22 protein-coding genes are annotated in these 25,868 nt (G+C 42.2%); 6 read left to right on the forward strand and 16 right to left on the reverse strand.

The window, feature by feature from the left end; all coding sequences use genetic code 11:
• Nucleotides 1-50: 50 nt before the first annotated feature.
• From caiC to VB077_RS07250, 13 genes are all read right to left on the reverse strand, one after another.
• Nucleotides 51-1,601: a crotonobetaine/carnitine-CoA ligase gene (caiC, locus tag VB077_RS07190; RefSeq protein WP_323414543.1), complete on the reverse strand. Its 1,551-nt coding sequence runs from the start codon at nt 1,599-1,601 to the stop codon at nt 51-53.
• Nucleotides 1,602-1,613: 12 nt separating this feature from the next.
• Nucleotides 1,614-1,898 (reverse strand): ferredoxin family protein, encoded by a 285-nt coding sequence (locus tag VB077_RS07195; RefSeq protein ID WP_323414544.1) that lies wholly within the window; start codon nt 1,896-1,898, stop codon nt 1,614-1,616.
• Entirely contained in the window at nt 1,895-3,184 is a 1,290-nt protein-coding gene (locus tag VB077_RS07200; protein ID WP_323414545.1) for an FAD-dependent oxidoreductase, read from the reverse strand. Before VB077_RS07200 ends, VB077_RS07195 begins: the two co-directional genes overlap by 4 nt.
• A 43-nt stretch (nt 3,185-3,227) precedes the next feature.
• Nucleotides 3,228-4,172: an electron transfer flavoprotein subunit alpha/FixB family protein gene (locus tag VB077_RS07205; protein WP_323414546.1), complete on the reverse strand. Its 945-nt coding sequence runs from the start codon at nt 4,170-4,172 to the stop codon at nt 3,228-3,230.
• Nucleotides 4,173-4,194: 22 nt separating this feature from the next.
• Nucleotides 4,195-4,968 (reverse strand): electron transfer flavoprotein, encoded by a 774-nt coding sequence (locus VB077_RS07210; RefSeq protein ID WP_323414547.1) that lies wholly within the window; start codon nt 4,966-4,968, stop codon nt 4,195-4,197.
• Nucleotides 4,969-5,073: 105 nt separating this feature from the next.
• Nucleotides 5,074-6,294, reverse strand: coding sequence for an L-carnitine CoA-transferase (gene caiB, locus VB077_RS07215; protein ID WP_323414548.1), 1,221 nt, complete (start codon nt 6,292-6,294; stop codon nt 5,074-5,076).
• A 40-nt stretch (nt 6,295-6,334) separates the two neighbouring features.
• Complete coding sequence (gene caiA / locus VB077_RS07220; RefSeq protein ID WP_323414549.1) at nt 6,335-7,468, reverse strand: crotonobetainyl-CoA dehydrogenase; 1,134 nt, start codon at nt 7,466-7,468, stop codon at nt 6,335-6,337.
• A gap of 41 nt (nt 7,469-7,509) precedes the next feature.
• Complete coding sequence (gene caiT / locus VB077_RS07225; RefSeq protein ID WP_323414550.1) at nt 7,510-9,042, reverse strand: L-carnitine/gamma-butyrobetaine antiporter; 1,533 nt, start codon at nt 9,040-9,042, stop codon at nt 7,510-7,512.
• Nucleotides 9,043-9,513: 471 nt separating this feature from the next.
• On the reverse strand, nt 9,514-10,578 hold the full coding sequence (gene ytvI / locus VB077_RS07230) for a sporulation integral membrane protein YtvI (protein WP_323414551.1): 1,065 nt from the start codon (nt 10,576-10,578) through the stop codon (nt 9,514-9,516).
• A 151-nt stretch (nt 10,579-10,729) separates the two neighbouring features.
• A complete protein-coding gene (locus tag VB077_RS07235; protein ID WP_323414552.1) occupies nt 10,730-11,758 on the reverse strand; it encodes a 3-deoxy-7-phosphoheptulonate synthase in 1,029 nt (342 codons plus the stop codon).
• Between the two features lie 11 nt (nt 11,759-11,769).
• Complete coding sequence (locus VB077_RS07240) at nt 11,770-12,675, reverse strand: GNAT family N-acetyltransferase (protein ID WP_323414553.1); 906 nt, start codon at nt 12,673-12,675, stop codon at nt 11,770-11,772.
• A complete protein-coding gene (locus VB077_RS07245; RefSeq protein WP_323414554.1) occupies nt 12,654-13,556 on the reverse strand; it encodes a DUF2156 domain-containing protein in 903 nt (300 codons plus the stop codon). Before VB077_RS07245 ends, VB077_RS07240 begins: the two co-directional genes overlap by 22 nt.
• A gap of 22 nt (nt 13,557-13,578) precedes the next feature.
• Nucleotides 13,579-13,848: a DUF1905 domain-containing protein gene (locus tag VB077_RS07250; RefSeq protein WP_323414555.1), complete on the reverse strand. Its 270-nt coding sequence runs from the start codon at nt 13,846-13,848 to the stop codon at nt 13,579-13,581.
• 296 nt (nt 13,849-14,144) lie between these two features.
• On the opposite strand from VB077_RS07250, the gene VB077_RS07255 reads away from it, so the two are divergent.
• The 3 genes from VB077_RS07255 to VB077_RS07265 all read left to right on the forward strand — a co-directional run bounded on the left by VB077_RS07255 (nt 14,145) and on the right by VB077_RS07265 (nt 19,291).
• Nucleotides 14,145-16,793: a cation-translocating P-type ATPase gene (locus tag VB077_RS07255; protein WP_323414556.1), complete on the forward strand. Its 2,649-nt coding sequence runs from the start codon at nt 14,145-14,147 to the stop codon at nt 16,791-16,793.
• 119 nt (nt 16,794-16,912) lie between these two features.
• Entirely contained in the window at nt 16,913-18,463 is a 1,551-nt protein-coding gene (gene pckA / locus VB077_RS07260) for a phosphoenolpyruvate carboxykinase (ATP) (RefSeq protein WP_323414557.1), read from the forward strand.
• 270 nt (nt 18,464-18,733) lie between these two features.
• Nucleotides 18,734-19,291, forward strand: coding sequence for a manganese efflux pump MntP family protein (locus VB077_RS07265; RefSeq protein WP_323414558.1), 558 nt, complete (start codon nt 18,734-18,736; stop codon nt 19,289-19,291).
• An 18-nt stretch (nt 19,292-19,309) separates the two neighbouring features.
• Here VB077_RS07265 and VB077_RS07270 read toward each other — a convergent pair whose 3' ends face one another.
• Nucleotides 19,310-20,128: an EFR1 family ferrodoxin gene (locus VB077_RS07270; RefSeq protein ID WP_323414559.1), complete on the reverse strand. Its 819-nt coding sequence runs from the start codon at nt 20,126-20,128 to the stop codon at nt 19,310-19,312.
• A 35-nt stretch (nt 20,129-20,163) separates the two neighbouring features.
• Nucleotides 20,164-21,084, reverse strand: a complete 921-nt coding sequence (locus VB077_RS07275) for an MBL fold metallo-hydrolase (protein WP_323414560.1) — start codon at nt 21,082-21,084, stop codon at nt 20,164-20,166.
• A 346-nt stretch (nt 21,085-21,430) separates the two neighbouring features.
• Between VB077_RS07275 and VB077_RS07280 the strand changes: the two genes are divergently transcribed.
• Genes VB077_RS07280 through VB077_RS07290 form a run of 3 tightly spaced genes read left to right on the forward strand, consistent with a single transcriptional unit; the run spans nt 21,431 to nt 24,385 of the window.
• A complete protein-coding gene (locus VB077_RS07280) occupies nt 21,431-22,657 on the forward strand; it encodes a glycine betaine/L-proline ABC transporter ATP-binding protein (protein WP_323414561.1) in 1,227 nt (408 codons plus the stop codon).
• On the forward strand, nt 22,626-23,468 hold the full coding sequence (locus VB077_RS07285) for a proline/glycine betaine ABC transporter permease (protein WP_323414578.1): 843 nt from the start codon (nt 22,626-22,628) through the stop codon (nt 23,466-23,468). The genes VB077_RS07280 and VB077_RS07285 overlap by 32 nt, the downstream gene beginning before the upstream one ends.
• A gap of 20 nt (nt 23,469-23,488) precedes the next feature.
• Nucleotides 23,489-24,385 carry a glycine betaine ABC transporter substrate-binding protein gene (locus VB077_RS07290; RefSeq protein WP_323414562.1) on the forward strand — a complete coding sequence of 299 codons (897 nt, stop codon included), beginning with the start codon at nt 23,489-23,491 and terminating at the stop codon, nt 24,383-24,385.
• A gap of 288 nt (nt 24,386-24,673) precedes the next feature.
• Here VB077_RS07290 and VB077_RS07295 read toward each other — a convergent pair whose 3' ends face one another.
• Entirely contained in the window at nt 24,674-25,858 is a 1,185-nt protein-coding gene (locus tag VB077_RS07295; RefSeq protein ID WP_323414563.1) for a pyridoxal phosphate-dependent aminotransferase, read from the reverse strand.
• Between the last annotated feature and the right edge of the window lie 10 nt (nt 25,859-25,868).

Consider the following 25,868-nt stretch of genomic DNA (forward strand, 5'->3'; position numbering starts at 1 on the left):
GAGCCATAAATTACGAAGGGTTTAACATCGTCTTAAATTAACCACCCCCTTTATGACAGTAATTTTTTTTGTACTTTACCTGTGCAAGTTTTAGGAAGAGAGGTCCTTATTTCTATTAAGGACGGCACTTTAAATTCAGCCATACGACCTCGGCAATAGTCCAAGGTCTCCTCAGAACTAAGCTCTTCCCCCTCTTTAAATATAATAAAAGCCTTCACTGCCTGGTCACGAATAGGATCAGGTACACCGATCACCGCTGCTTCCGCAATTTTAGGATGGCACATGAGAATATTTTCAATTTCAGTAGTCGATACGTTTTCTCCCGACCTTTTAATCATATTTACCTTTCGGTCAATAAAGTAAAACCAATCTGACTCATCCACATAGCCCTTATCCCCTGTATGAAACCATCCTCCGGGTTCCAAAACCTTTGCCGTCGCTTCCGGATCATTATAATATTCCTTCATCAATGTTCGGCCGGGTACCCCCTTAATACAGATTTCACCGACAGCATTAGGGGGAAGTTCATTGCCTTCCTCATCAATAATTTTCGCCTCATACGACAGTCCCGGTCTGCCTATAGAAGGCCAATTTCTCTCGTAGTACGGCGAGTCGCCAATGACTCCGACGAGAGTCTCGGTCGAACCGTAGGAAGTAAATAATCGCAAGTTAAAACGCTCTTCAAAAGCCTTCTTTTCTTGATTCGTAAACGGAAGATAAAAGCACATTTCACGAACACAATGGTCTTTTTCCCATTCCTGCTCCGGCTGCAGCATCATGGTACGGGCCATCATGGGTATAGCCTCTGTGACCGTTGCCTTATGGTCGCAGATCTGCTTCCAAAACATTCTTGCGCTGTACTTTTCCACGCCGATCAGAGTTGCACCGGCAATAAGCACAGGCATTAAGGCATTGAGTTGAAAATCAACATGAAAAGCAGGCATCGTCGTTAAATAACGATCCTCATGCCGGAGCGAAAACTGCCAGGCGGTAAAAATACCGGCATACAAAATATTACAATGGGTAAGAACAACACCCTTTGGCTTTGATGTCGTACCTGACGTAAACAAAATTTCTGCAACATCATCACTATTTAATGGCCCGTGCTCCTTTAATTCCCCCGGCTGTTTTCGAATATTTTCCCCAAAATTTATAGTACCGGGAAACTTATTGCCGCTTCTTGCCGATATAATGTTTTTGATGCATAAAGCATCGTTTGATTGACTTCTATCATAAATGGGTAAAAACTCTTCTTCAGTAACTACGGTTGCAATATCACACTTTTTAGTGATATATCCACATTCCTCTTGTGTACATTGTGTGTTTAGAGGGACTGTAACCGCTCCTATTTTGGCAAGCCCAAACAAACACATCAAAAGCTCAGGGCAGTTATGAAGCTGAATTGCAACCTTTTCATCCTTTTTTATGCCTAAGTCGAGAAATAGATTTGCCGCCTTATTTATTTCTTCATTAAATTGTGAATAGCTAAATTCACTTATACTTCCATTGCGATCCACGAAGATGAAGGCCGTTTTTTCGCCGTTAATCAGGGCAAGCTCATCCCACATATCCCGCAAAGTCTTGTTTCCTACTATATCCATTTCCTGCGCCCCTTAACCATATCGGAACTCAACACCCATTGTACTTTCAGGAAACTCCCACTTCTTAACAACTGTGCCCAAGCATAAAATTCGGCACGTACCGCATTCTAAACAGCCGGCATAATCAAAAGATAAGGTTTCATTTTCATTGAGCTTGTACAAGCCGGCCGGGCAAGCGATGACAAGCTTCATCTTCTCCTTCAAATCAGGATAGGAAGGGTCTATCTCGATATGGGCATTCCCTTCATCTACAAAAAACTTATTAACTCCCAATTTTTCCTCAATGGTCATACTCATACAGATTTCACCCCGTTCAGTGCGTCCTTGGCCAGATTTAATAGACCGACAGCCTTTAAATGCTTCATCGCCTTTTTCCGTAATGGCAGTGCAGGCTTGCCGTCAATAATAAACATATCTGCCATAATACCGGATAACATACTTGGATATTGGTTGAAAATTCGTGGATTATCCATGAAGGCAGGGAAATTCTTATAAACTGAAAGATCATTCATGATGAAGCTGTTATCCAGCATCTCCTTGTAGCTTTGAAGAGAGGAAGAACTAAAATCGCCCTTTTCTTTAGCCTTGAGGACGGCCTTTGCCGCCAACTCTCCGGAGGTAATCGCCAGATCCATCCCTCTTACCATATAACCGATATTCAGACAAAAGCCTGCCGCATCGCCGCAAATCAGAAATCCATCACCATACAAGGTGGATACCATCGACAAGCCTGCCTCTGGGACAACGTGGCCGCTTCTTTCAAGCAGCTTGCCGTCCTTGATTAAAGGAGCTATTTCGGGATGGTTAGTAAAGCCGACCATCATTTCCTCTAGGGTTTTCCCGCTTTCCGTTATATGCTCAAGACCCAGAACCAAACCAATCGAGATGCTTTCCTTATTGGTGTACAGGAAGCCTCCGCCAACTTGTCCGCTGCTGGGGGAGCCTGCAAATAACCATGCGGTTCCTTCATCCCCCGTTAAGCTAAACCGATCCTCAATAACCTTTGCCGGCAGTTCATAGGTTTCCTTGGCACCCACGGCAACATGAGAAGGCTGAACTCTTTTTCTTAAACCGGCTTTTTCGGCTAATAAAGAATTCACCCCATCCGCCAGAATTACAACGTCGGCCTTCATTTCCTCACCGCCGCAGATAACACCTGTGACCCGATTATCTTCCACCATTAATTGGTCTACTTTAATACCCGCCGTAACCATTGCTCCCGCCTCTTCAGCCTTGTCAAAGAGCCAACGGTCAAACTTACCACGCAACACCACATAAGAATCACTGCCTGTCTCAGCCAAGCGGGGAGAATGATAACTCATCGTTACCGCATCTTTTTCAGTCATCATGCTGATCCGCTCATTGACAACTTTTCTTTCTACCGGTGCTTCTTCAGCAAAGTTGGGAATTATTTTTTCTAAGCTATGAGCATAGAGACGGCCTCCGGTCATATTTTTAGAACCCGCGTAATTCCCTCTTTCAATCAGGAGAACTTCCAAGCCCTGCTGGGCCAGAATATAAGCCGCAGTTGAGCCGGCAAGACCTCCCCCTACGACAATCACGTCAAATTTTTCCTCGTCCAATACTTTCACCCCTACCAATCAGCCTCTGGATATTTAAAAACCTCTAGTTCTGTGCCTTAATTTTCTCGGCGATTTTCGGCAAAACCTTATACAGATCCCCAACCAGACCGATATCAACCTGTTTGAAAATTGGTGCATTTTTATCCTTGTTAATCGCTACCAGTGTTTTGGCATGGTTTACCCCTACCATGTGCTGAATTTGGCCGGATATACCCAGGGCGATATAAATATCAGGCTTCAAAACAACACCGGATACTCCTACATAGCGCTCCTTGCTCATCCACTTCTCACCTTCGGCGATGGGTCGGCTGCACGCCATCTCAGCTCCGACTAAAGCTGTAAACTCTTCAGCCATTTTCAGATCTTCTTGCGCTGCAAAACCCCTTCCGACACCGACAACTCGTTTGGCAGCACTTAGATTAACTAATTCACCCTGCTTGGGGCGAGTTTCCAGAATACGAATTCCGGCATTGTCGACATTAGGATTAATTTCGTTCACCTTACCCTGTCTTGCCGCATCCTTAGGCATTGCTTCAAACACACCTGATCCTACAGTTACAACAACTGTATCTGTCAAGGCTTTTTCAGTTCGTATCGCCGCACCGCCGTAAACCATGTGTTTCACAATAATGCTGCCATCGTCTACAGTGAGCTCTGAAACATTCGACAATACACTTATTCCTAATTGAGTTGCAATCCGTCCGGCGATCAGTTTACCGCGTATAGATGAATAGACCAGAACTAAATCCGCCTTTTCGGCACGCAGCAATTCCGCAATCGATTTTGAGTAATCTTCAATCATTACCGATTCCCCGGCCTGTCCAAACAAATAGACTTGGTCAGCCCCTGAGGAAATAGCTTCTTGCGCTCGATTCTGATCACTAAATAAGATAACAGACACCTGCTTGCCAAGTTGGCGTCCTCCGTCGCAGAGCTCCCCGACAGCGTTTTGATCATCCGTTATTACCCATATATTATTTACAGTCATAAATTTTCACCTCTTTTTCCGATTACTTCAATTCAGCACTAAGCAGTTTCACAAACGCATCGATAACTTCGTCGGATTCACCTTCGAGGATATTTAACCGCCGATCTACTTGCTCAGGTGCCATCGTACTCAATATCTCACTGCTGCTGTTTGGCAGATTATCCGCATTGATCTCGGACAGGGTAAATTTGCTCACCGATTTCTTATTGGCCGCAATAATATCTTTCATCCCTGCAATCCGGGGAACATTTATTTCAGATGTAACAGAGAAGACCGCCGGTAAGGAGATTTCCAGGACTTGAATTGCATTTTCCACCGTGCGTTCAACAATGATTTTGTCTCCCTCAGGCGTAATTTTATTGACAGCATTGACTACCGGCAGGCCCAGTAATTCGCCTAACTGGTTCCCAACCTGCTGGGCATACAAATCAGATGAACCTGCTCCGCACAAAACCAGATCAAAGTCCCCCATTTTTTGAATGGCAGCTTCCAAAACTTTAGCCGACTGATAGGTGTCTGCCTGTTCCATCTTTTCATCCATCACCACATATAGGTCATCAAGACCTCTGGAAAGAATATCTTTTCTGAGTTTTGAATTATCCAGGATTTTACCCCCGGCGCACAAACCGGATAATTGGCCCCCTACAGCCTCGACAATTTGTTTTCCCGCTTCAACGGCATTAAGATCATATTGACCGAATTTCCATTCCGCTTTTTCAATAGATATCTGTCTGTCTTTGGTAACGACAATATCCTGTGCTTCAGGCACCGCCTTACAACATGTGATTACTCTCATCTTTCCACCCCTTAACCGCTTAGTCATTAATAATTCGTTCTTAGTTCAGGGATGAGGTGCATTTATACGCTCGATCCTACACCTCATCCCTATTAGACTGATGCTTTATTTGCTCTCGGCTTTTTTGATAATGCCTTTGTCACTGAGTTCCTGTATGCGCTCGCTTGAATAACCTAAATCACTTAAGATATCTTCGGTATCCATTCCCAGCGTGGGCATCGGACGCCAGATTTGACCCGGATTGTTTTTAAATTTAGGGAAGATATTGGGGCCTTTGACTTTTTTGCCCTCAATCGTTTCCCATTCAATAAACGCTTCACGCGCCAAGAAATGGGGATGCTTAGGCAATTCCTCAAAAGTGAGCATTTTATTGGCCGCAATTTTGCAATTTGAAAAGTCCTCTTCTACTTCGTCAACAGACTTTGTCAAAAGGTATTCCTCAATTTTTTGTTGGATAAGGTCTGCTTTGGGACTATTAAGCCAAAGTGCGGTTGTCCCTTCCGGATATTCATCCGTCCCCCAAAGATAACCCAGTCCAATCTTTTCAAGAATTGCCTTGTTCTGAGGAGCCCCATAAAGACAGAGACTAAGGAAGCCATCTTTACATTTATAGACCCCGATCCCACATAAGTTCTGCTGTCTGGCACCTGCACGGGGATAGGTTATTCCTGCGTTGAGGTAATCCATCATATAATAGGCCCCCATGCGAAGCATGACTTCATACATGGCAACATCTATGCTCTCTCCCACGCCTGTTTTCTGAGCTTTATAAAGCGCAGCCAAAGATGAGCTAGCTACCATCAGTGCAGACATATAATCACCGGTATACGGAGCAGCGATCATAGGTTGTTCTTCTGCCCCATTCTGACATAAATATCCACTAAAGGCCTGGGCTGTTTGGTCGTATGCCGCCCGGTTTATTCTTTCCTGTACCCCATACTGGCCATATCCGGAAACATGGACGATAACCAGGGATTTATTGTGTTCCCACAACAATTCATCCGTAAGGCCTCGCTTTTCGTAAACAGGCCCTTTACTGGATTCGATGAAAATATCGGCTGTCTCAATAAGCTTTAAAAATACTTCTTTTCCTTCTTCTTTGAAGATGTTCAGGGATAAGCTCCGTTGATTCCGACGTTCAAGTTCTTTGACATACGCCGTGTCCCTCATCGAATCCCCGTTAAACGTATTTTCAATCCAGGTAACATCTGCGCCCCATTCTGCCATCAACTGAGCTGACTCCGGAGCAGCAATTTCAACTGCAGCGTAAACGACTTTTAGTCCCTGTAAGTTACCGAAAGCCGGTATTTTGTTTCCTTTAGACATAATTTGTTGCAGCCCCCTCTCGTTCGCTTGCTTTTAATAATTATCTATACTTTTTGAGCGCCTCTCTGCCGGCGGTAAGAATCTGCATTTCATCGGTTCCTCCGGAGACTCTATCCACACGAAGATCCCGCCAGAACCGACAGATGCGATGATCGCCTGCAACGCCATACCCGCCTAAGACCTGCATCGCATCATCGACGACTTCAAAAGCTGCATTGGCGCAATAATATTTACACATCGCCGCATTACCGGTTATTCTCTGTCCGTTATCATACTTCCAGGCGGTTTCATAGATCATATTCCGCATATTGGTCAGCTTAATGGACATATTGCAAAACTTCTCTTGAATCAATTGATACCTTCCAATTTTTTGGCCAAATTGCTCTCTTTGGTTGGCATATTTAGCCGCGTCTTCGAAAGCGCAGAAAGCTGTGCCGTAATTGCAGCAGGCGACCAGGAAGCGTTCAAAATCAAATTCTTCCTTGACCCGGTTAAAACCGTTGCCTTCTGTCCCGAACATATCCTTTTCTTCTAATTCGACATTATCAAAATAGATTTCACAGCAGCTATCCATCTTCAAACCCAGCTTCGTAAGCTTTTCTTTTTTAATACCGGGTTTGCTCATATCCACAAACCACTCTGTATACTTTGTACCGGTTTCGGCATCTTTGGACATAACCACCAAGTAAGGAACATAGGCCGAACTCGTGATAAAGGTTTTATGCCCATTTAAATAGACTTTGCCGTCTTTGCGGACATACGTCGTTTGCAGACTGCCGACATCCGATCCCGCGCCGGGTTCCGTAATCGCGGAATTCCACATTTGCTTGCCGGTCCCGTGTAAAGCCATAATCTTCTTGATTTGCTCTTCGGTTCCATACTTCAAGATCGTATTAAATCCGGTCAGCTGATACAGAACATAGGTCGGTGCACCCAATCTGCCGAGTTCCTCCCAGGCAGCTGCCACAGCTACCGCACCTGCATTAAAACCGTCATATTCTTCAGGCAATAAAAGACTGTCGATGCCGAGATCCGCCAATTCCTTGACAAATCTTTCCGGATACCGGCTGTTGGCATCACATTCTGCAAAATAACTTTCCCAATTTTCCCTCGCCATTAGCTCACTAATTCCCTTAACTAATAATTCCTGCTCGTCATTAAGTCTAAAATCCATCAAATTATCCTCCAATATCTTAAATTTACTTTTAGCCGCAATTATTCAGCATCTTTATTTGATGGTGCTTTCATTACCCAGCCGGTTTTATTCACTTCTTTAAAGAAGGAAATCGGGATAATAATACAAACAATCATCATCGGTAAGCCGCCTAATACTGAGGCCGTTTGTAAAGGCTTAAGTCCTCCTAACATGAGAAGCGATATTGCTAATGTTCCAAGAAGCACCGCCCATACCACCCGATTTAATCTTGAGGGTTCATCATTCTCTGTGATTCCTTTGGTCGTAACCATCGCCAAAGTATAAGCGACACCGTTAATGAATGTGGCTGTAGAAATGAAGGCGTAAAGAAGAAGAACCGGTAAAACCACTGTACTTAAGGGAAGGGTAGCCCAAATCTCAACAATCGCCCGAGCCGCACCCGATTGTTCCATGATCTTGCCAATATCCAATAGTCCTTGATAATGTACATACATCGCATGATTAGTAAATACAGCGAAGAAAACCATTTCTCCCAGAACAATAGCTCCCAATACCGCCGAAGCAAATTGGCGAACCGTTCTCCCTTTGGAAATCCGTACAAGATAGATGGAGTAGGTAATAACACAGTTCAGGAACCAAGCCCAATAGAAAATCGTCCAGCCTTGCGGGAACCCTGATTTTCCATAAGGATCAGTGTAGAGAGTCATTCGGGTAATATTATGGAGCATCGTTCCAAGGGCATCTGTAAAACCGTTGAGAATGAATGCCGTAGGACCAAACACGGCGACAAATATAATGACTCCAAAAGCTAAATAAACCCTGATATCGCTGAGAACTTTAATCCCTTTCTGTAATCCCAAATAGACGCTTGTCGAGAATAAAACAATCCAAGCAATGAGAATCCAACCATCAAGGGATAACGTATGTTGAACTCCAAAAATCTTAGAAAGCAGTTCGGCTACAAGAGGAGTTCCTAAACCTAACGATGTTCCTACTCCCGCAACCATTCCGACGATATAAAGAATATCGATAATCTTACCTGTAAGTCCGTCCTTATGCTTGCCTAAAATTCCGCACACACTACTGGGTTTGACAACATCTCTTTTTTTAACAAAGAAGTTATAACCAATCGCCACACCTACAACAACGTACATTGCAGTTGGAATAAGTCCCCAGTGGTACATACCGTAACAGGACGCCCACTGTGCCGCTTCAACCGAAAATGGCTGAGCCCCAAAAGGCGGGGATTGCATGTAATAGAACCATTCAATGGTTGCCCAATAGATAAGGGCTGCACTTGAGGTTGAAGTAAAGATCATTCCCAACCATGTACTCGTTTTAAATTCCGGTTCGCCCTCGCCAAACTTCTTATCTTTTAACTTGCCGAAGATAAGATACATAGCAATCAAGAAAAGAATAACGACATACCATTCAAAAGCCCACCCCAGTTTGTCTGTGGTCCAGCTCAGGGCGCTATTCGATATCTCGTTCGCTCTCTTAGGATCCTTAATGATTAATGCGCAAAGAATAGATATTAGTAATAATGGCGGCCAAAAGATGACATGATCAATTTTCATTTTTTTCTTTTCCAAGACTTAGTTCCCCCTTAATTAAGTGGATTTGACAGGCTTTGATTCGTTCTTTTCCGTTCCCCCTTATCTTGTGATGATATTAAAACTTGGAATCATTTACGCCTTTTATATAAGCAATTTCTATGCCAATAATATTCTTTTCCTATTTGAGGTTTTTATTCAAATTAGCATTTACGGTTATCAGACAAGTACTTGTCTGTACAAGTTTAATCCTTATATATCCTTTTCTTACACAAGATGGATTATTTAAATAATAAGCATGTAAGCAGGTCGTCAAATATTTTTTACAAGTAAAATAATTTTGTCATGCATTTTTGCTTGTCTCCAATGGATATAGGGTATGTGTAAAATTTCTTTAACTACTTCTGTAAAAAAACACGCTTCCTAAGTAAAACAAAGGGACAGATTCATCAATTTTTAATAAAATGATTGAATCTGTCCCTTACTCATATTTGAATTTATTTTACTTCATTAGATTTTTAACTTGAAATGAATCACATTAGCCTTGACCAATGCATTATAGAAAATAAGCAGCAACGGGAAAAGGATAATTCCGGCTATACCCATGACTTTGAAGCCGACCCAAATACTAATGAGCGTTGCTAATGCATTCAAGCCAATTCTCTCTCCCAGAATCTTTGGTTCGATAGCACGGCGCAAAACGGTAATCACAAGGTATAAAACAATCAATCCAACCCCAAGAAATATTTTTCCCCGAACAATCGAAAACAGTCCCCACGGGACAAGTACAGTGCCAGTCCCTAAAACCGGTAAAATATCTACCATAATAATCAGAAGCGCTATAGCTGCCGAATAACGTACATGTAGAATAAGCAGCCCACATAAACTCACCACATAGGTAATCGAACTTAAAATGACCTGAGCTTGTAGAAAGCCAATCGTAGCATTACGTAAGTCAGTGAGAACAACTTCTACTTTTTGTCTTGTGCTATCCTTAAATAATGAGAAAAAAGCACTCTTAATTTTATTAAGATCCAAGCTTATCATATAAAGGGCCACAAAAAAGATAATCAGCATGATAAAAAAGTTCGGGATCGCTGCCGTTATGTTAAAGGTATAGGTTCCTAAGTTAGAAATGAGGTTCAAGTTCGATAATTGACCCATTAAATTAGAATAAATCTGTTCAATCTGTGTTTCCATTCCGGGAGGAAGGAAAAGGCTAAAATTATTGATCTGCTGAAACATATCAGAAATCCAATTTTGGATTTGTGGAATATTCCTTTGAATATATTTGATTAAGTCATACGTTTCTTGAATAATTTTTGTTGAAAGGACATAAGTGAGGAGGGCGATTACGCCTAAGAAAAGAAAATAAGAAATATTTGCCGCTAGCGACCATTTAATTTTCAATTTCTTCATCAACCATAAATTAAAGGGTTCCAAAAGAATCGCCATAAGAAATGCAAAGATAAAGGGTAAAAAATGAGGGAATATATAATAGAAAAATAAGGGAACTAAAATAAAAGCGAGAATCACCAAAAGGGTAACCACAACTTTTTTAATATATTCTTGCACTCTTAATCCTCACCATTCTTTCAAATAATCGCTATATACCCAATTCTAGGGTATTTTCAACACTTTGTAAATTATTCTATAGACCTCGAAACGCTAAACGACCTGTGTAAAAGATTCAGTGTCATCTTTCACACAGGTCATATTTAACTCCTTATTTATTCTCGGCAATGTAATCGATAAGCTTTTCCGTGTCCTCCCAACCTAAACAGGCATCTGTAATAGATTTCCCATAGATATTTTCACCGATACCCTGGCTTCCTTCGACAAGGTAACTCTCAATCATTAAGCCCTTGACCATCTGCTGAAGCTTCGTATCATACTTTCTGCTCATCAGAACCTCCCTGGCAATTCTCGGCTGCTCATAATAACATTTCATGGAATTAGCATGATTGGTATCCACAATGATTGCCGGGTTTTTTAGCTCTTGTTTTTCGTATTCTTTGGCCAGATAAATTAAATTTTCGTAATGATAATTAGGAATATTTCTCCCATTCCGATCAACTGCTCCTCTTAAAATAGCATGTGTAAACGGATTGCCCGTAGATTTTACTTCCCAGCCATTATAGATGTAAGTGTGACCATGTTGGGCAGCGAAGATCGAGTTTAACATAACAGATAAGTCCCCGCTCGTCGGATTTTTCATGCCGACGGGTGTATCTACGCCGCTAACCGTCAGCCGATGTTGTTGATTTTCAACAGAACGTGCACCTATTGCAATATATCCTAAGACATCCGCCAGATAACTATAATTTTCGGGGTAAAGCATTTCATCGGCCGCAGGCATATGGGATTCGGCTAAGGCTCTTAAATGTAAATTACGAATGGCCTTAATTCCTTCATATAAATCCGGTCCTTTTTCCGGATCAGGCTGATGCATCATCCCCTTATAGCCCTCCCCTGTCGTGCGAGGTTTATTCGTATAAATTCTGGGAATGATTAGAACCTCTTTCTTTACCTTTTCTTGGATAACTGCCAACTTGCTGATATATTCGCACACTGAATCTTCGTTGTCTGCCGAACACGGACCGATAATCAGAAGAAAACGATCATCTTGGTTCGTTAAGATATTTCTAATTTCTTGGTCTCGTTTCTGCTTAATCTTCTCAAGATGTTTTGGCAAAGGTATCCGCGTTAAAACCTCTTCATACGTTGGTATTCTTTTAATAAATTTCATACTCATCCTTCATCCTCCTAATCAAACGCCAAACCAAGATAACCGCTTGCTTCAGGTCTAAATTCGCTCTTATTATTTCGGCACGTCCAAAACATCCCAAAGGGATGAACTGAACCGCCTAAATTCTTTCCTCTAAATATAGGTGTACGTACAATATATTCCTGGGCGGGCAAGCATAAAGCAATCGCTTGGAGGGCAGAGGGCAGAAGTTGATCAGCAATCAGCAATTCTTTAACCAGTACTTTATCTGAACTCAAACGTTCGATCGCCGCACAGCCCCGGACTTCGCCACTGTCCATTGCGTAAATATCGGCCCCCGACAATTGAGAAATCTTCTTCTGATAAACAATTTCATCCTCTTCATAGGCCACGTAGAGATTTCCCTTAAGCTGTTGATCGCGCCGTTGATTATACTTTTTCGGGATGATCGGTGTAATTTTACAGGAGCAGCTTCTTTGATCAGCCATATGATCAATTTCCTTAGCCTGAAGAAGAGTTTCACGAATATAGAAGCCCTCCTGATAGCCCAATTTATGATAAAATTCAAAAAGCGGCTTTTCCGCCGGGACAAGAACAGAAAGTTCTTTATCAGCTTTACTCAGATACGCATTGCTGAACTCAATAATTTGGGTAGCAAAGCCCCTGTGCCGGTCTTGAGGGTGTGTTGCAATTGCATAAAACATTGCAGAATTCAAGCTTCGTTGCTCAGGAGTTACCACCCGGATCGGAATCTGAGTCAACATCGCCGAAATTTTGCCTTTATCAAGCAATACGATTGTATTTTCTGCCTTGTAGCGGTTCTCAAAATAAAAGTCAATAAACGTATCTGCATCTCCAAAGCAAAGCTTCCATATTTCCTTTTGACGGATAACCTCACCGTTATGAGCCGGTCTGATTTCAGTCAGTGGATGAATTTCGCCCAAAACTTTTCCTCCATTTTAACGGGATGGTAAGATAACTTCGCTTTCCTCAGCCCTTCGTAACCCATATCTTCCTCACGATTAACATAAATGATTTCGGGGTGTCTTTCTTTGATAAGAACCGCGAACTCACGGTTAATCATCTGATATGCTCCTTGTATCTCACCAAAGGCTTTTTCAATATGTATATCATAAGTATTTGAGTTAAGCTTATCTCCCATCGTAAAGGCAATGATTCTGCCATCTAAGCGCAGAAGTCCGCCCTCTAGGCCCAAGGATATAAAATTGTTAAAGCATCGGCGCACAGCGCATAATTCTTCAACAAGCTGTTCATCCTCTTCGTATCGGTTGGCTTTACACCATGCTTTATTCATTTCCCAGCATTCGGCTAAGTTCTCTAACGTGATCGGCTCAAAGCTCCAATCCGGATTTTCTTTAAAACGATTAATATGATTTCGTTTGGAGTGAAGTTTATTACCTGAAAGAGTAATGAGCTTATCGAGTAAATAAACATAATCAAAACTGTCGCGATTTTCCTGGTACTCAAAGCCGTCGGGATATAAAATTCGCAGCTCAGCCATATTCTCAGGGGATAAACCCGCTAAAATTAAATCATGCCCGCAGTCCTCGGCATCTTGTTTTATCACCTCTAAAACAGCCCTGACATCTCCGGAACCCGCAGGCCAGAAATAAGCCGGTTCATCGACAATATGGCCACTTTTGACCACTAGGAAATCATTAACCTTGGCTACCCGGTACTTATATGTTTCTGCCCAGGCAAATATATTGGTAAAGTTCTGATGGCAGCCGCTCAAGTCAGCCTTAACCAGCAGCGGCTGTATCCATTCTTTGTCATTTAATTCTACGTTTTTAAAGTTAATCATGATGTCCTTTCACCTTACACTTTTACTTTTCTCTCACTTGAAGAGTTACCTTGATTCGATCCCCGGGCTGCTTACCGATCTTTGCTCGAATATCTTTGCGAATTCCGATAATATGGCAAGGCGTTTTCATCTTAACAAGGCTTCCCTCATATACTTCACCATCAAACGTCGCTATAACAGGTACTCGCCCTTTACCGAATTCTGCCTTAACATCAAAGGGAATTTCGACATATGCACCGTCAATATCCGGCACTTTCTTAATTTCCGCTTCAAATGTATAGACCTTACTCATGATGTATTAACCTCTTTTAAATTTATGAAATACATAATTAATAATTCTTATATTATATCATACTATTTTTAGAGCTACCACGAAATATAGAAAACCCGGCTTTCGCCACGTCAGTCCATAGTATGGACTGACGCACTTGTTGCCTTAGCGAGAGCGAAAGCCGCTGGTTGCACTTATACTATCAACCGATAAAAACTTATATATTCTGATAAGTATAACAAAATGCGCTGTAATAATGAGGTACAATAATTATACTAAAGATCTCCAAGAATACAATAACTGAGAGGTGATTGCAGATGTGGTTCGCCAAATCCCAAGAAGAAGCTCTTAAAGAACTTAACGTTAACCCCGTCCTAGGGCTTACTTCATCGGAAGCTCAAGCAAGGCTGCAAAAATACGGTGAAAACAAGCTTCGGGGAAAAACAAAGAAAAGCCTGCTTTCCTTATTCTTTGGGCAATTCAAAGATATGCTCATTTATGTTTTGCTTGGGGCATCCATCATTACCTTGATTATCGGCGAATATGCCGATACCCTCATCATTCTCTTTGTCGTTATATTAAATGCGGTGATCGGAGTCCTCCAGGAATATAAAGCCGAAAAAGCGATTGAAGCCCTGCAGCAAATGGCAACACCGCGTTCACTGGTTCGACGCGACGGAAAGGTGAAGGAAACCCGCTCCGAAGAAATCGTCCCCGGGGATATTGTTGTTCTCGATGCCGGCCGCTACATACCGGCTGATCTGAGACTCATCGAAAGCGCTAATCTGCAAATCGAGGAATCCGCTTTAACCGGGGAATCCGTACCCTCTGAAAAAGAAGCTAACGCTTTGCATGAAGATCCGCAAACTCCCCTTGGGGATAGGTCTAATATGGCCTTTATGTCTACACTGGTGACCAACGGTCGGGGTGAAGGGGTTGTCGTTGCGACAGCCATGAATACCGAAATGGGCAAAATCGCTAAGATACTCGATGAAGATCTTGAGGAAATGACCCCCCTTCAAAAAAGGCTTGATGAACTCGGCCGCATTTTAGGATATCTCGCTATCGCCATCTGTCTTATCATGTTTACCATTGGTTTCATTCAAAAACGTGATTTATTTGAAATGTTCTTAACCGCGATCAGTTTAGCCGTCGCTGCCATTCCCGAAGGCCTTCCGGCCATTGTGGCGATTGTCCTAGCCCTAGGCGTAACGAGAATGTCCAAAATCAATGCCATCGTTAAGAAACTCCCTGCAGTTGAGACATTAGGTTCTGTTAATATCATCTGTTCCGATAAAACCGGAACACTGACCCAAAACAAAATGACCGTTGTCAAGCATTACACTTTCGGTAATCTTAAAGATGTTCCTGCCGAAGATTCCCCATCTTCGCTTGACAAGGATACTCAAGAATTGCTGAAAACTTTAGTTTTATGTTCTGATGCAACTTATGAAAATGGGCAAGGGACAGGCGATCCCACTGAAATTGCCCTTGTGGTTCTCGGGGATCGCTACAAATTATCTAAACAAATATTGTCTGCCGAATATAAACGCGTAGGGGAAAACCCCTTCGACTCGGACCGCAAACTCATGTCAACACTTAATGAAGAAGGAAAAGGATATCGCGTCCATACGAAGGGAGCAATCGATAATCTTCTGAAAATCTCCAAATATGCTTTAATCCAAGGGGAAATCGTCCCTTTAACTGAGGAGATTAAAAATCAATTCTTAATGATCGCCGAAGAAATGTCTGATCATGCTTTGCGGGTCCTTGGCGCAGCCTTTAGAGATACAGATCGATTACCGGCGCCGGAGGAGATGGAACAGGATTTAACGGTTCTCGGACTCGTCGGAATGATTGACCCGCCTCGTTTAGAGGTCAAAGACTCTATTAAAGAAGCAAAGGATGCAGGAATTACACCTGTGATGATTACAGGCGACCATAAAAATACTGCTGCAGCGATTGCCAAAGAATTAGGCATTGCCGACTCCCTTGATCAAGCCTTAACCGGTGCTGAAATTAACTCCTTCTCCGATGAAGAATTTGCCCGTCGCATCAATAATTATCGTGTATTTGCCCGAGTATCCCCCGAACACAAGGTGAAAATCGTTAAGGCCTTTAAGGCTCAGGGAAATATCGTTTCAATGACGGGGGATGGGGTCAATGATGCTCCTTCCCTTAAAACCGCGGATATCGGAGTAGCTATGGGAATTACCGGTACTGATGTTGCCAAGGGTGCCAGTGATATGATCTTAACCGATGATAATTTTGCCACGATTGTTCATGCCATTAGAGAAGGAAGGAATATCTATAGCAATATTAAGAAATCAGTCATTTTCCTTTTTTCCTGTAATTTGGGTGAAATTATCGCAATTTTTCTTTCCGTTCTCTTCTTCTGGCCTGTTCCTCTCCTGCCCACCCAAATTCTATGGATTAACTTGCTGACTGACACGCTCCCTGCTATTGCCTTGGGGGTTGATCCCGGTGATAAAGATATTATGAAAGCGAAACCGCGTGACCCGAAAGAAGGCTTTTTTGCACAGGGTGCCGGAAAACGAGCGATCACGGGAGGAACGCTGATCGGTCTTCTGACCTTGATTGCCTTTTACTTTGGCCTGAGTGAATACGGTTTTAGTTTAAGTTCCCGGAATATCCCGGATGAGGTCTTAATTTATGCCCGTACGATGGCTTTCGTTGTTCTAGCCGCTTCTCAGCTCTTCTACGCCTTAAGCATGCGTAATGATCGTAAATCAATCTTGAGCATTGGCCTTTTTACTAATAAATATCTAATTGGGGCGATTATCACCGGTTTAGTCTTGCAGTTAGGGATAATCTCCATCCCTGCTCTGGCGAATGCCTTTAAGCTTCAATGGCTTTCAGGAAGGGATTGGCTTATGGTTATAGCCTTTGCCCTCATTCCCGTCGTTATTAATGAACTAATCAAGTTCATTAAACACAGGATTTAACCTATTATGAGTAATAAATAAAACTTTTTTTACCAAAAGTATGTACTTATCCCTCAATGTGTTGCTATAATAGGGCGTATACAATATTCACTAAACTTCAAAAAGGAGCAGAATATTTTATGAACAGCAGCGCTCAGCCAATCGGGGTAAGCGAAACCTTTGCATCCAATGAAATACATTATAACTTATCCGTTTCTGAATTAGTCGAAACAGCGCTCGCACGCGGAGAGGGCATTCTCTCTTCGACAGGAGCATTTCGTGTCAGCACAGGAAAATATACGGGCCGTTCGCCGAAGGATAAATTTATTGTCGATGAACCGTCCGTACATAATAAGATTGCATGGGGTTCAGTAAATCGCCCTATTTCTTCCGAACGTTTTGAAAGTCTCTACGAGCAAGTTCAAGTCTACCTAAAAGAACGTGAACTCTTTATATTTGATGGATTCGCCGGTGCTCATGAGAAATATCGTTTACCGATTCGGGTTATCAATGAATATGCTTGGCAAAATCTCTTCGTTCATCAGCTTTTTATTCGGCCGAGCGAAAAGGATTTAAAAAAACATAAGCCGGGTTTTACAATCATTGCGGTCCCCGGATTTAAAGCGAATCCGCAAATTGATGGCACCCATTCAGAGGCCTTTATCATCTGTTCTTTTGAGAAGCGTGTTATTTTAATCGGGGGAACTCAATATGCAGGGGAAATGAAGAAATCCATCTTCAGCGTCCTGAATTATTATCTTCCTCTTCAAAACACCCTCTCCATGCATTGCTCCGCCAATATCGGAACAAAAGGAGATGTTGCTCTTTTCTTTGGATTATCCGGTACAGGCAAAACAACACTCTCAGCGGACCCTGCACGGCGCTTAATCGGTGATGATGAACATGGTTGGTGTGAGGATGGAGTTTTCAATATTGAAGGCGGATGTTATGCCAAATGCATCGATCTCTCCGAAGAAAAAGAACCTCAAATTTGGAAGGCGATTCGCTTTGGGACGGTACTGGAAAATGTAATTCTCAACCCGGAGACTCATCAGGCTGATTATACCGATAAAACACTAACCGAAAACACCCGTGCCGCATATCCTATTGAACATATAGATAATGCGGTTATTCCCGGTACAGCGGGACATCCCAAAGTTATCTTTTTCTTAACTGCCGATGCTTTCGGGGTACTGCCCCCCATTTCGGAGTTATCGAAAGAGCAAGCCATGTATCATTTTCTTTCAGGCTATACTTCAAAACTTGCGGGCACAGAGCGCGGTATTACTGAACCTATGGCAACTTTTTCAACATGTTTTGGCGCCCCCTTCCTTCCGCTTGAACCTCGAATTTATGCAGAGATGCTCGGCGAAAGAATTGCAAAGTATGATACCAAAGTATACCTTGTGAATACAGGTTGGTCCGGCGGTTCATATGGTACAGGTAAGCGCATTAAGTTAGCCTATACGCGGGCAATGATTACCGCGGCACTCAATGGCTCAATCGAGCGGGCAAATTTCAGCGCAGACCCGATATTTGGATTATTCGTGCCTGACCATGTCGAGGGGGTTCCGAGTGAAATTCTTAACCCACGAAATACGTGGGCCAATAAAGACGAATTTGATGCTGTCGCCAAGGATTTAGCGTTACGCTTTGCGAAAAATTACGAGCGTGTTAATCCCCTGCGCTAAATTGTATGATATAATTAGTGATATGAATTTATGATCGAACTTCCATGAGGGAGTAGTTTGCACGCATTTGCCGTGTGGTAAGTCAACATACTGGCCGTTTCTGGTCTGGCTTACCTTAATGAATGAGACTCATGTGTAGCAGGTTCTGCTATGCATGTGCCTTTGCCGAAAAATCAAAGACTCAAGTGTAGCTTAAGCTGGACTTGAGTCTTTTCTTATTGGGTAAACTCATTAATAGCATATGGGTAAAAAAGGAGTTTGGATAGAAGAATGGGTTTTTTTGAATTATTGACGATTGCGATTGGATTATCAATGGACGCTTTTGCTGTTTCTATCAGTAAAGGATTATCCCTTAAGCGGATGAGCTACAAACACGCTGTCATTGTCGGTCTCTACTTTGGTATATTTCAGGCCTTGATGCCTGTCATTGGGTATTTTCTCGGTACCCAATTTAAAGAAAGCATTACCACTCTTGACCACTGGATTGCATTTTTCCTGCTGTCCGTTATAGGGTTAAATATGATCCGCGAATCAAGGGATGAATCTGAAGAAGTTGACGATTCCTTCAACCTTAAAAGTATGGTCATACTTTCCGTTGCAACGAGCATTGATGCTTTAGCTGTTGGTGTTACTTTTGCCTTTTTACAAGTTCATATTTTTTCGGCAGTTACGATTATTGGTATTACAACCTTTTTATTTTCTTTTGTTGGCGTTAAAATCGGGAATGGATTCGGAACAAAATTTAAATCCAAGGCCGAGCTTGCAGGCGGTATCATTTTGATCGGTATGGGGATAAAAATCCTGCTTGAACATCTGGGCATACTATAACGCCCTAAAACGATCGTCTTAGATGAATAGTTCCGGCTCGCAGCGCTTTGCACACTCTATTTCTAATTCCAACTTATGCTTTAAATAACCGGGGTCATCATAATACTTCGCCTGAACCGGACATTTTTTAACACATGCTCCGCATTTAATACAAATTCCTTTGAGCTGGGTAACATCTTCATAATCAATGGATCCCATCGGACAAACCTCAGCACAAATTTTGCAATCTGTACAATTCGTATTCGTTTTCGGCGTAACCTTTCTGATATCAACAGGGTTGCCCTGATTATCTTTAGGCATATAGTAATTTCGATAAGGCTTATTGCCAGGAACTTTAACCCCGGTTATTTCATCGGAAGATGTTATTTTCGTAGAGATTAACTTCGCAAATTCATCAACAATCTGCCGATCTTTTTCATCCGGTCTGCCTTGAGCAAGTGTTTTCGAAAAGGCATGCTCACCAATGAATGCACCTGCGGCCATAACTTTAAAACCGTCAAATTCTAAAATATCTTTTAACTCGATTAAAGCATCATCATAATTTCTATTCCCATAGACAACAATGGCGATCGCTAAGGCCCCGTTGCCTTTAATTGAATTTAAATACTTTAATAGCACATTGGGCACTCTTCCGGCATAAACCGGAACTCCGACAATGACAATGTCGTCTTTCTCAAAGGATACCGGATTTTTTCTTGCTCCTGGTAATGTAAAATCGAAATGTTGAATAGAATTTGCCGGTTCTCTTGGATCTAGGATTTTCTGTGCTAATTCGACTACGATCTTTTGAGTTGTACCTGTCGCACTAAAATACAGTGTATTCAGACTTTTCCTCACTCAATACCCCTCCCCCAATACGATTTAATATTTCTTTAGCATACATTACCCTTATTGTCCATGACTTTATAATATTTTAAGAATCCATCGGTAGAGTCCAGCTTAATACTCCCTATTTCAGTCAAATATTCAACATAAGACCTTACCATTCTTTCGATCATGGCATACTTCCATACGGTTTTAATACTAATATTAAACTTTTTACAAGCTGCTTTAATAATCTCTTCTAGGGTTATCTTATTCTTAATGACGGAATAAACACCCGCCGCTCTGCTCTTATAAAATTTTATATTATCCGCAATCAGTTTGGTTATTTCCTGATCACTATAAACCCCTTTGTGGGCCACTATATATTGGCTGCATTCCAATGTGTAAAGTTTTTCCTTACTTTTTAAATCCTCACTGAGAATAAAAGCGTAAGGCATTTTAGCCCCCCACATAACCTCGTAACTAATAAGAGCATCACCGATATAAGCCACATTGTCGGGAGTAATAGTACAAATATGGGCCGGGCTATGCCCCGGTGTATGAAGAATCCTAAATTCTATACCACACATATTGATCCTGTCTTGGTTATTCTGAATCCGAATATCTGTTTCACAAACCATATGGTTATAATGTTCTTTTATGTCTGTATAGCTTGCATTGCTATAGTAAGTTTTAAGATTAACCGCTGAACGACAAATATAGGCTTCCATATCCCCCATAGCTATCGCGCATTTATATCTTTCTCTGAAATATTTATTATTTCCGACATGATCAACATGAGCATGGGAATTAATGATGCCCGATACTTTGAAGTTATTTTCCATGAGAAGGTCCACAATTCCTTCTCTCTCTTTTCTCCACCCGGTATCTAATAAAATTATTTCTTCATTGTTGATTTTATAAAAAGGAATATAGGTCATACCTGTGTCCAATATATACGTATTTCCTTTAACTTGCAATATTTCCATTTTCGTTTTCCCCTTTAAACTAATATCCTTAAAGTAATAATTTTACAACAATATCGTATTAAGATAAAGAACTTTTTAATTTCAAACTCTTTCGATTGAGAAGGTATGACTGTGCAGTGACAACCTTCCTTTTGTTAAAGGTGTGGCAGTATGGGCTAGGATTATCTGCTTTTTTGTATGCTATTCCCTTATGCTCCCTTTTTTTCAAGAGAGAGACCGAATTATCAGACCTATCCCCTTTTGACCTGTAACACCTATCAGGGGTATAATGAATAAGTAACAACTTTATATTTATATCTAAGTTGCCACGTGCTTTTCTGTACTCATGGAGAGGAGGTCTCTATCTATGGGAGTAAAAATAGAAGTAAAGAATTTAATCAAGATCTTTAGCTTTCAACCCCAAAAAGCATTGCAGCTGCTTAATCAAGGCTTAAATAAGGAACAAATTCTAAAAGAAACCGGACTTACTGTCGGCATCAATAATATGAATTTTACGGTTAACGAAGGTGAAATTTTTGTTATTATGGGGCTATCAGGAAGTGGTAAGTCAACCATCCTTCGCTGTCTAAATCGGTTAATTGAACCAAGTTCAGGCTCAGTGATCATTGACGGGAAAGATATTACCCGGCTTAAGGCCCAAGAACTCAGGGAACTGCGCCAAAAAAAATTGGCTATGGTATTTCAGCAGTTTGCCCTTTTACCCCATCGAACTGTTTTGCAAAACACGGTTTATGGTTTAGAGGTTCAAGGGGTAAGCAAATCAGAACGTGAAAAGCGGGCACTCCAGTGTCTTGAGATGGTAGGGCTTGCCGGTTGGGAAAATTCTTATCCCGATGAATTAAGCGGCGGAATGAAACAACGGGTTGGCTTGGCTCGCGCTTTAGCCAATGATCCGGATATTCTGCTCATGGATGAGGCTTTTAGCGCCTTGGATCCTCTCATTCGTGAAGAAATGCAGGATGAGTTGCTTAATCTGCAGCAGAAAATGAACAAAACGATTGTATTTATTACCCATGATCTTAATGAAGCATTAAAAATCGGTGATCGTATTGCCTTCATCAGAGACGGTTCTCTTATTCAAGTCGGTACACCTGAAGAAATTATCGGGCATCCCGCAGATGACTATGTCGCGAAATTTGCCCGCGGTGTGGATCGCAGTAAAATCTTAACCTTGAAAGATGTCATGAATCGCCCCCATCCTGTCATGCAACTGCGTGACGGGCCTAATGTTGCCTTACAGCTCATGAGGGAAAACGGGATTTCAAGCGTATTCGTTGTGGATCGGGCGAAACACTTACAAGGTCTTATTTCCGCTGATCTCGCCCTTAAAGCACACGAAGGAAATATCGAAGATCTTCATAATATTGATTTAGTAAAGGTACCCATGTATAAGGAAACGGTCCTTGTGCGAGATATCATACCTGTTATTGCAAAGAGCAAGTTTCCTTTAGCGGTGATTGATGAAGAACAACGGCTAATCGGTATTGTTATACGGGGGGCTGTGCTTGCCGCACTAGCCAACACGGGGGGTGAAGTTAATGATGTATCGTCTACCCTTAGGATTGTGGGTTAATAATGGAGTAGATTGGCTATTATACCATTTCGGAAATGCGTTTGAATCCTTCACAAAATCCGTAACGGTCTTCACGGAATCAGTACGTAACGGCTTAGCATTGGTTCCGTGGTTTGTGGTTATTCTTATCTTTGCCTTATTGGCCTGGCGCGCCAAAGGATGGCGTCTTGCTCTGGGAACAACGGTAGGGCTTTTGCTCATCCACAACCTGGAATTATGGTCTCCCTTTCTTGATACGCTCGTTCTCGTCATCATCGCTTCCCTTGTATCCCTCATTATCGGTATTCCCTTAGGTATCTTGGCTGCACGAAGTGATCGCTTTCACAAAATCCTCTCCCCGGTATTGGATTTCATGCAAACGATGCCCTCCTTTGTCTATCTCATTCCGGCGCTGATGTTCTTCAGCCTCGGTACCGTTTCTGCAATCTTTGCAACCGTTATCTTCTCTATGCCCCCGGTTATTCGCTTAACAGATCTGGGAATTCGCCAAGTCCCCGCAGACCTCGTCGAAGTCGGAGAAGCCTTTGGTTCCAATTCCCGGCAAATGCTCTGGAAAATACAGCTTCCCTTGGCCCTTCCCACAATCATGGCAGGTATCAACCAAACAATGATGCTTTCTCTTTCGATGGTCGTTATTTCGGCGATGATCGGGGCTCAAGGATTAGGCGCCGGCGTTCTTGCCGGAATTTCACAGATGGACATTGGTAAGGGCTTCGAATATGGTTTAGCTGTCGTTATTTTAGCTATGATTCTGGACCGTCTCAGCCAAGGAGTGGTTCGAAATTCACGAGGTGCAACGACCAAATCGTGATCGTAAGGAGGACTGATTAAATGAAATTGTTTAAAAAGCAATGGAAACATCTCTTTATATGGGCTTTGGTTGCTCTGCTCACCGCCGGACTGGTATCCGGTTGTGGAACTAACCCAACTCAACAAGAATCCCCATCTGCCGGGGCGAACAAAACGGTTAACATCGGTTATGTTAACTGGGCTGAAGATATAGCCGTCAGCAATCTTTGGAAAGTGATTCTTGAGGAACAAGGATACACGGTTAATCTCACGAGCCTTGACTTGGCACCCCTCTTTGTCGGATTAAACCAAGGGGATATCGATATCTTCGTGGATGCTTGGCTTCCGGTTACTATCCAAGCCTACTGGGATAAATATAAAGATAATCTTGATGACTATGGAATCTGGTATGAGAGCGAAGCTAGGATCGGACTTGTCGTTCCGAAATACGTCGATATTAACTCCATCGAGGAATTGAACACGAACAAAGATAAATTCAAGGGTAAAATTATCGGGATCGATCCCGGTTCCGGAATTATGAAAGCTTCAAACCGAGCGGCTCAAGAGTATGGTTTAGATTACGAAATCATTCAAAGTTCGGAAGCTGCCATGCTGACTTCTCTGGATAAAGCTTACCGTAATCAAGAATGGATTGCCGTAACCGCTTGGAATCCTCACTGGATGTTTACAAAGTATGATCTCAAATATCTCGAAGATCCCAAAAAGGTTTATGGAGATGCGGAAAGGCTGCATACTCTGGCCAACAAGAAATTTACCCAGAATAATCCGGAAGTTGCCGATATGCTGAAATCCTTCAAACTCAGCGACCAACAACTCGGCACTCTGGAAAGTCTTATCAATGAAGGGATGAAACCGGAGGAAGCCTCCAAGAAGTGGATTGCCGATAATCGTGAATTAGTGGATAGTTGGCTGAAATAAGTAAAAGGGACTGGTTGCAAAATGCAACAGTCCCTTTTACTTATGTGTTCTAGAGGTATAACAAATACACAAAAGACCCAATAGCGTAGCTTTACGCACAGGAGTGCACGATTTTGCGGAGGGGCGTTAGAGCACACGATGCTTACGTGGGTAGCGGAGCCAGTGGTTCACATCAGGTATTTCCCAGAGGTTTGGCGTAGCTCTCATGGAAGCAAGTGTGCAAGCCCCGGAGCACCTGAGTAAACGGATGTGCGAAAAGCTACACGACCCTATACATAAGTTGCGAGCTTACTTAACCTCATCGATCAATGCCTTAAAGCCCGGCAATGATTTCTTAATCGTTTCGTAAGCAACACAATAGGCAATTCTCATATATCCGGGGCAGGAGAAGGCTGTTCCCGGTACAACAAGTATATTTTTCTTTTTAGCCAAATTACAAAATTCAATATCATCCTCGATCGGCGTTTTAACAAACAGGTAGAAAGCGCCTTCAGGTTTAATACATCCATAACCATACGTTGAGAGCTCATTATAAAGCAGCTCACGATTTCTGTTATATGTCTCTAAATCCACCTTCGCATCCAAACACTTCGCTATAACCCGTTGGAATAAAGACGGAGCGTTAACAAAACCTAAGATACGCGTGGCAATATTTGCCGCTGCAATGATATCCTCGTGATCTGTAGCCTGATCAGGAATCACAAGATAACCTATTCTTTCTCCCGGCAGTGATAAGGATTTACTGAAAGAGTAACCGACGATGGTATTATCATAGTATTTTGTGAGGTAGGGGACTTCTGCCTGTTCATATGCGAGTTCGCGATAGGGTTCATCAGAAATAATGTAAATCTCTGTTCCAAATTCCTTCTGCTTTTCCCTAAGTATTTCTGAGAGCTTGGTAATCGTTTCTTCCGAATAAATAACCCCGGTTGGATTATTGGGTGAATTAATAATGACTGCCTTCGTTTTAGGCGTGATTTTCGCTTTAAATTCCGCCAGATTGGGCTGAAAGTCAACAATATTAGGCGCTACAACAATGAGTTTACCCTCATAATTTTTAACATAGCTTCTGTATTCTCCAAAAAAGGGAGCGAAAACAATAACCTCATCCTGGGGGTTTAACAGCGTTTTAAAAATGACATTTAAGCCGCCTGCCGCCCCGACAGTCATCACAATATTATTGTGAGTAAAATCAGTCCCGAATTTATTGTTAATTGACGCGGCAATTGCCGTCCTTACATCTTCATATCCGGAGTTATTCATATATCCATGAATACTGATTGCGTTTTCCTGATTAACAATCTCTATTATTGCCTTTCTTACTTCTTCAGGAGGTTCAACACTGGGGTTTCCCAGACTGAAGTCGTAGACATTTTCGGCCCCGTATATTTTTGCCAGTCGTTTCCCTTCCTCAAACATAGCCCGAATAATTGAACTGTTCTTGACCTGCTCTTGCATATTTGTCGAAATCATCTGTTTTCCT

This window comes from Desulfitobacterium sp., from assembly GCF_034927245.1.
Classification (GTDB): domain Bacteria; phylum Bacillota; class Desulfitobacteriia; order Desulfitobacteriales; family Desulfitobacteriaceae; genus Desulfitobacterium_A.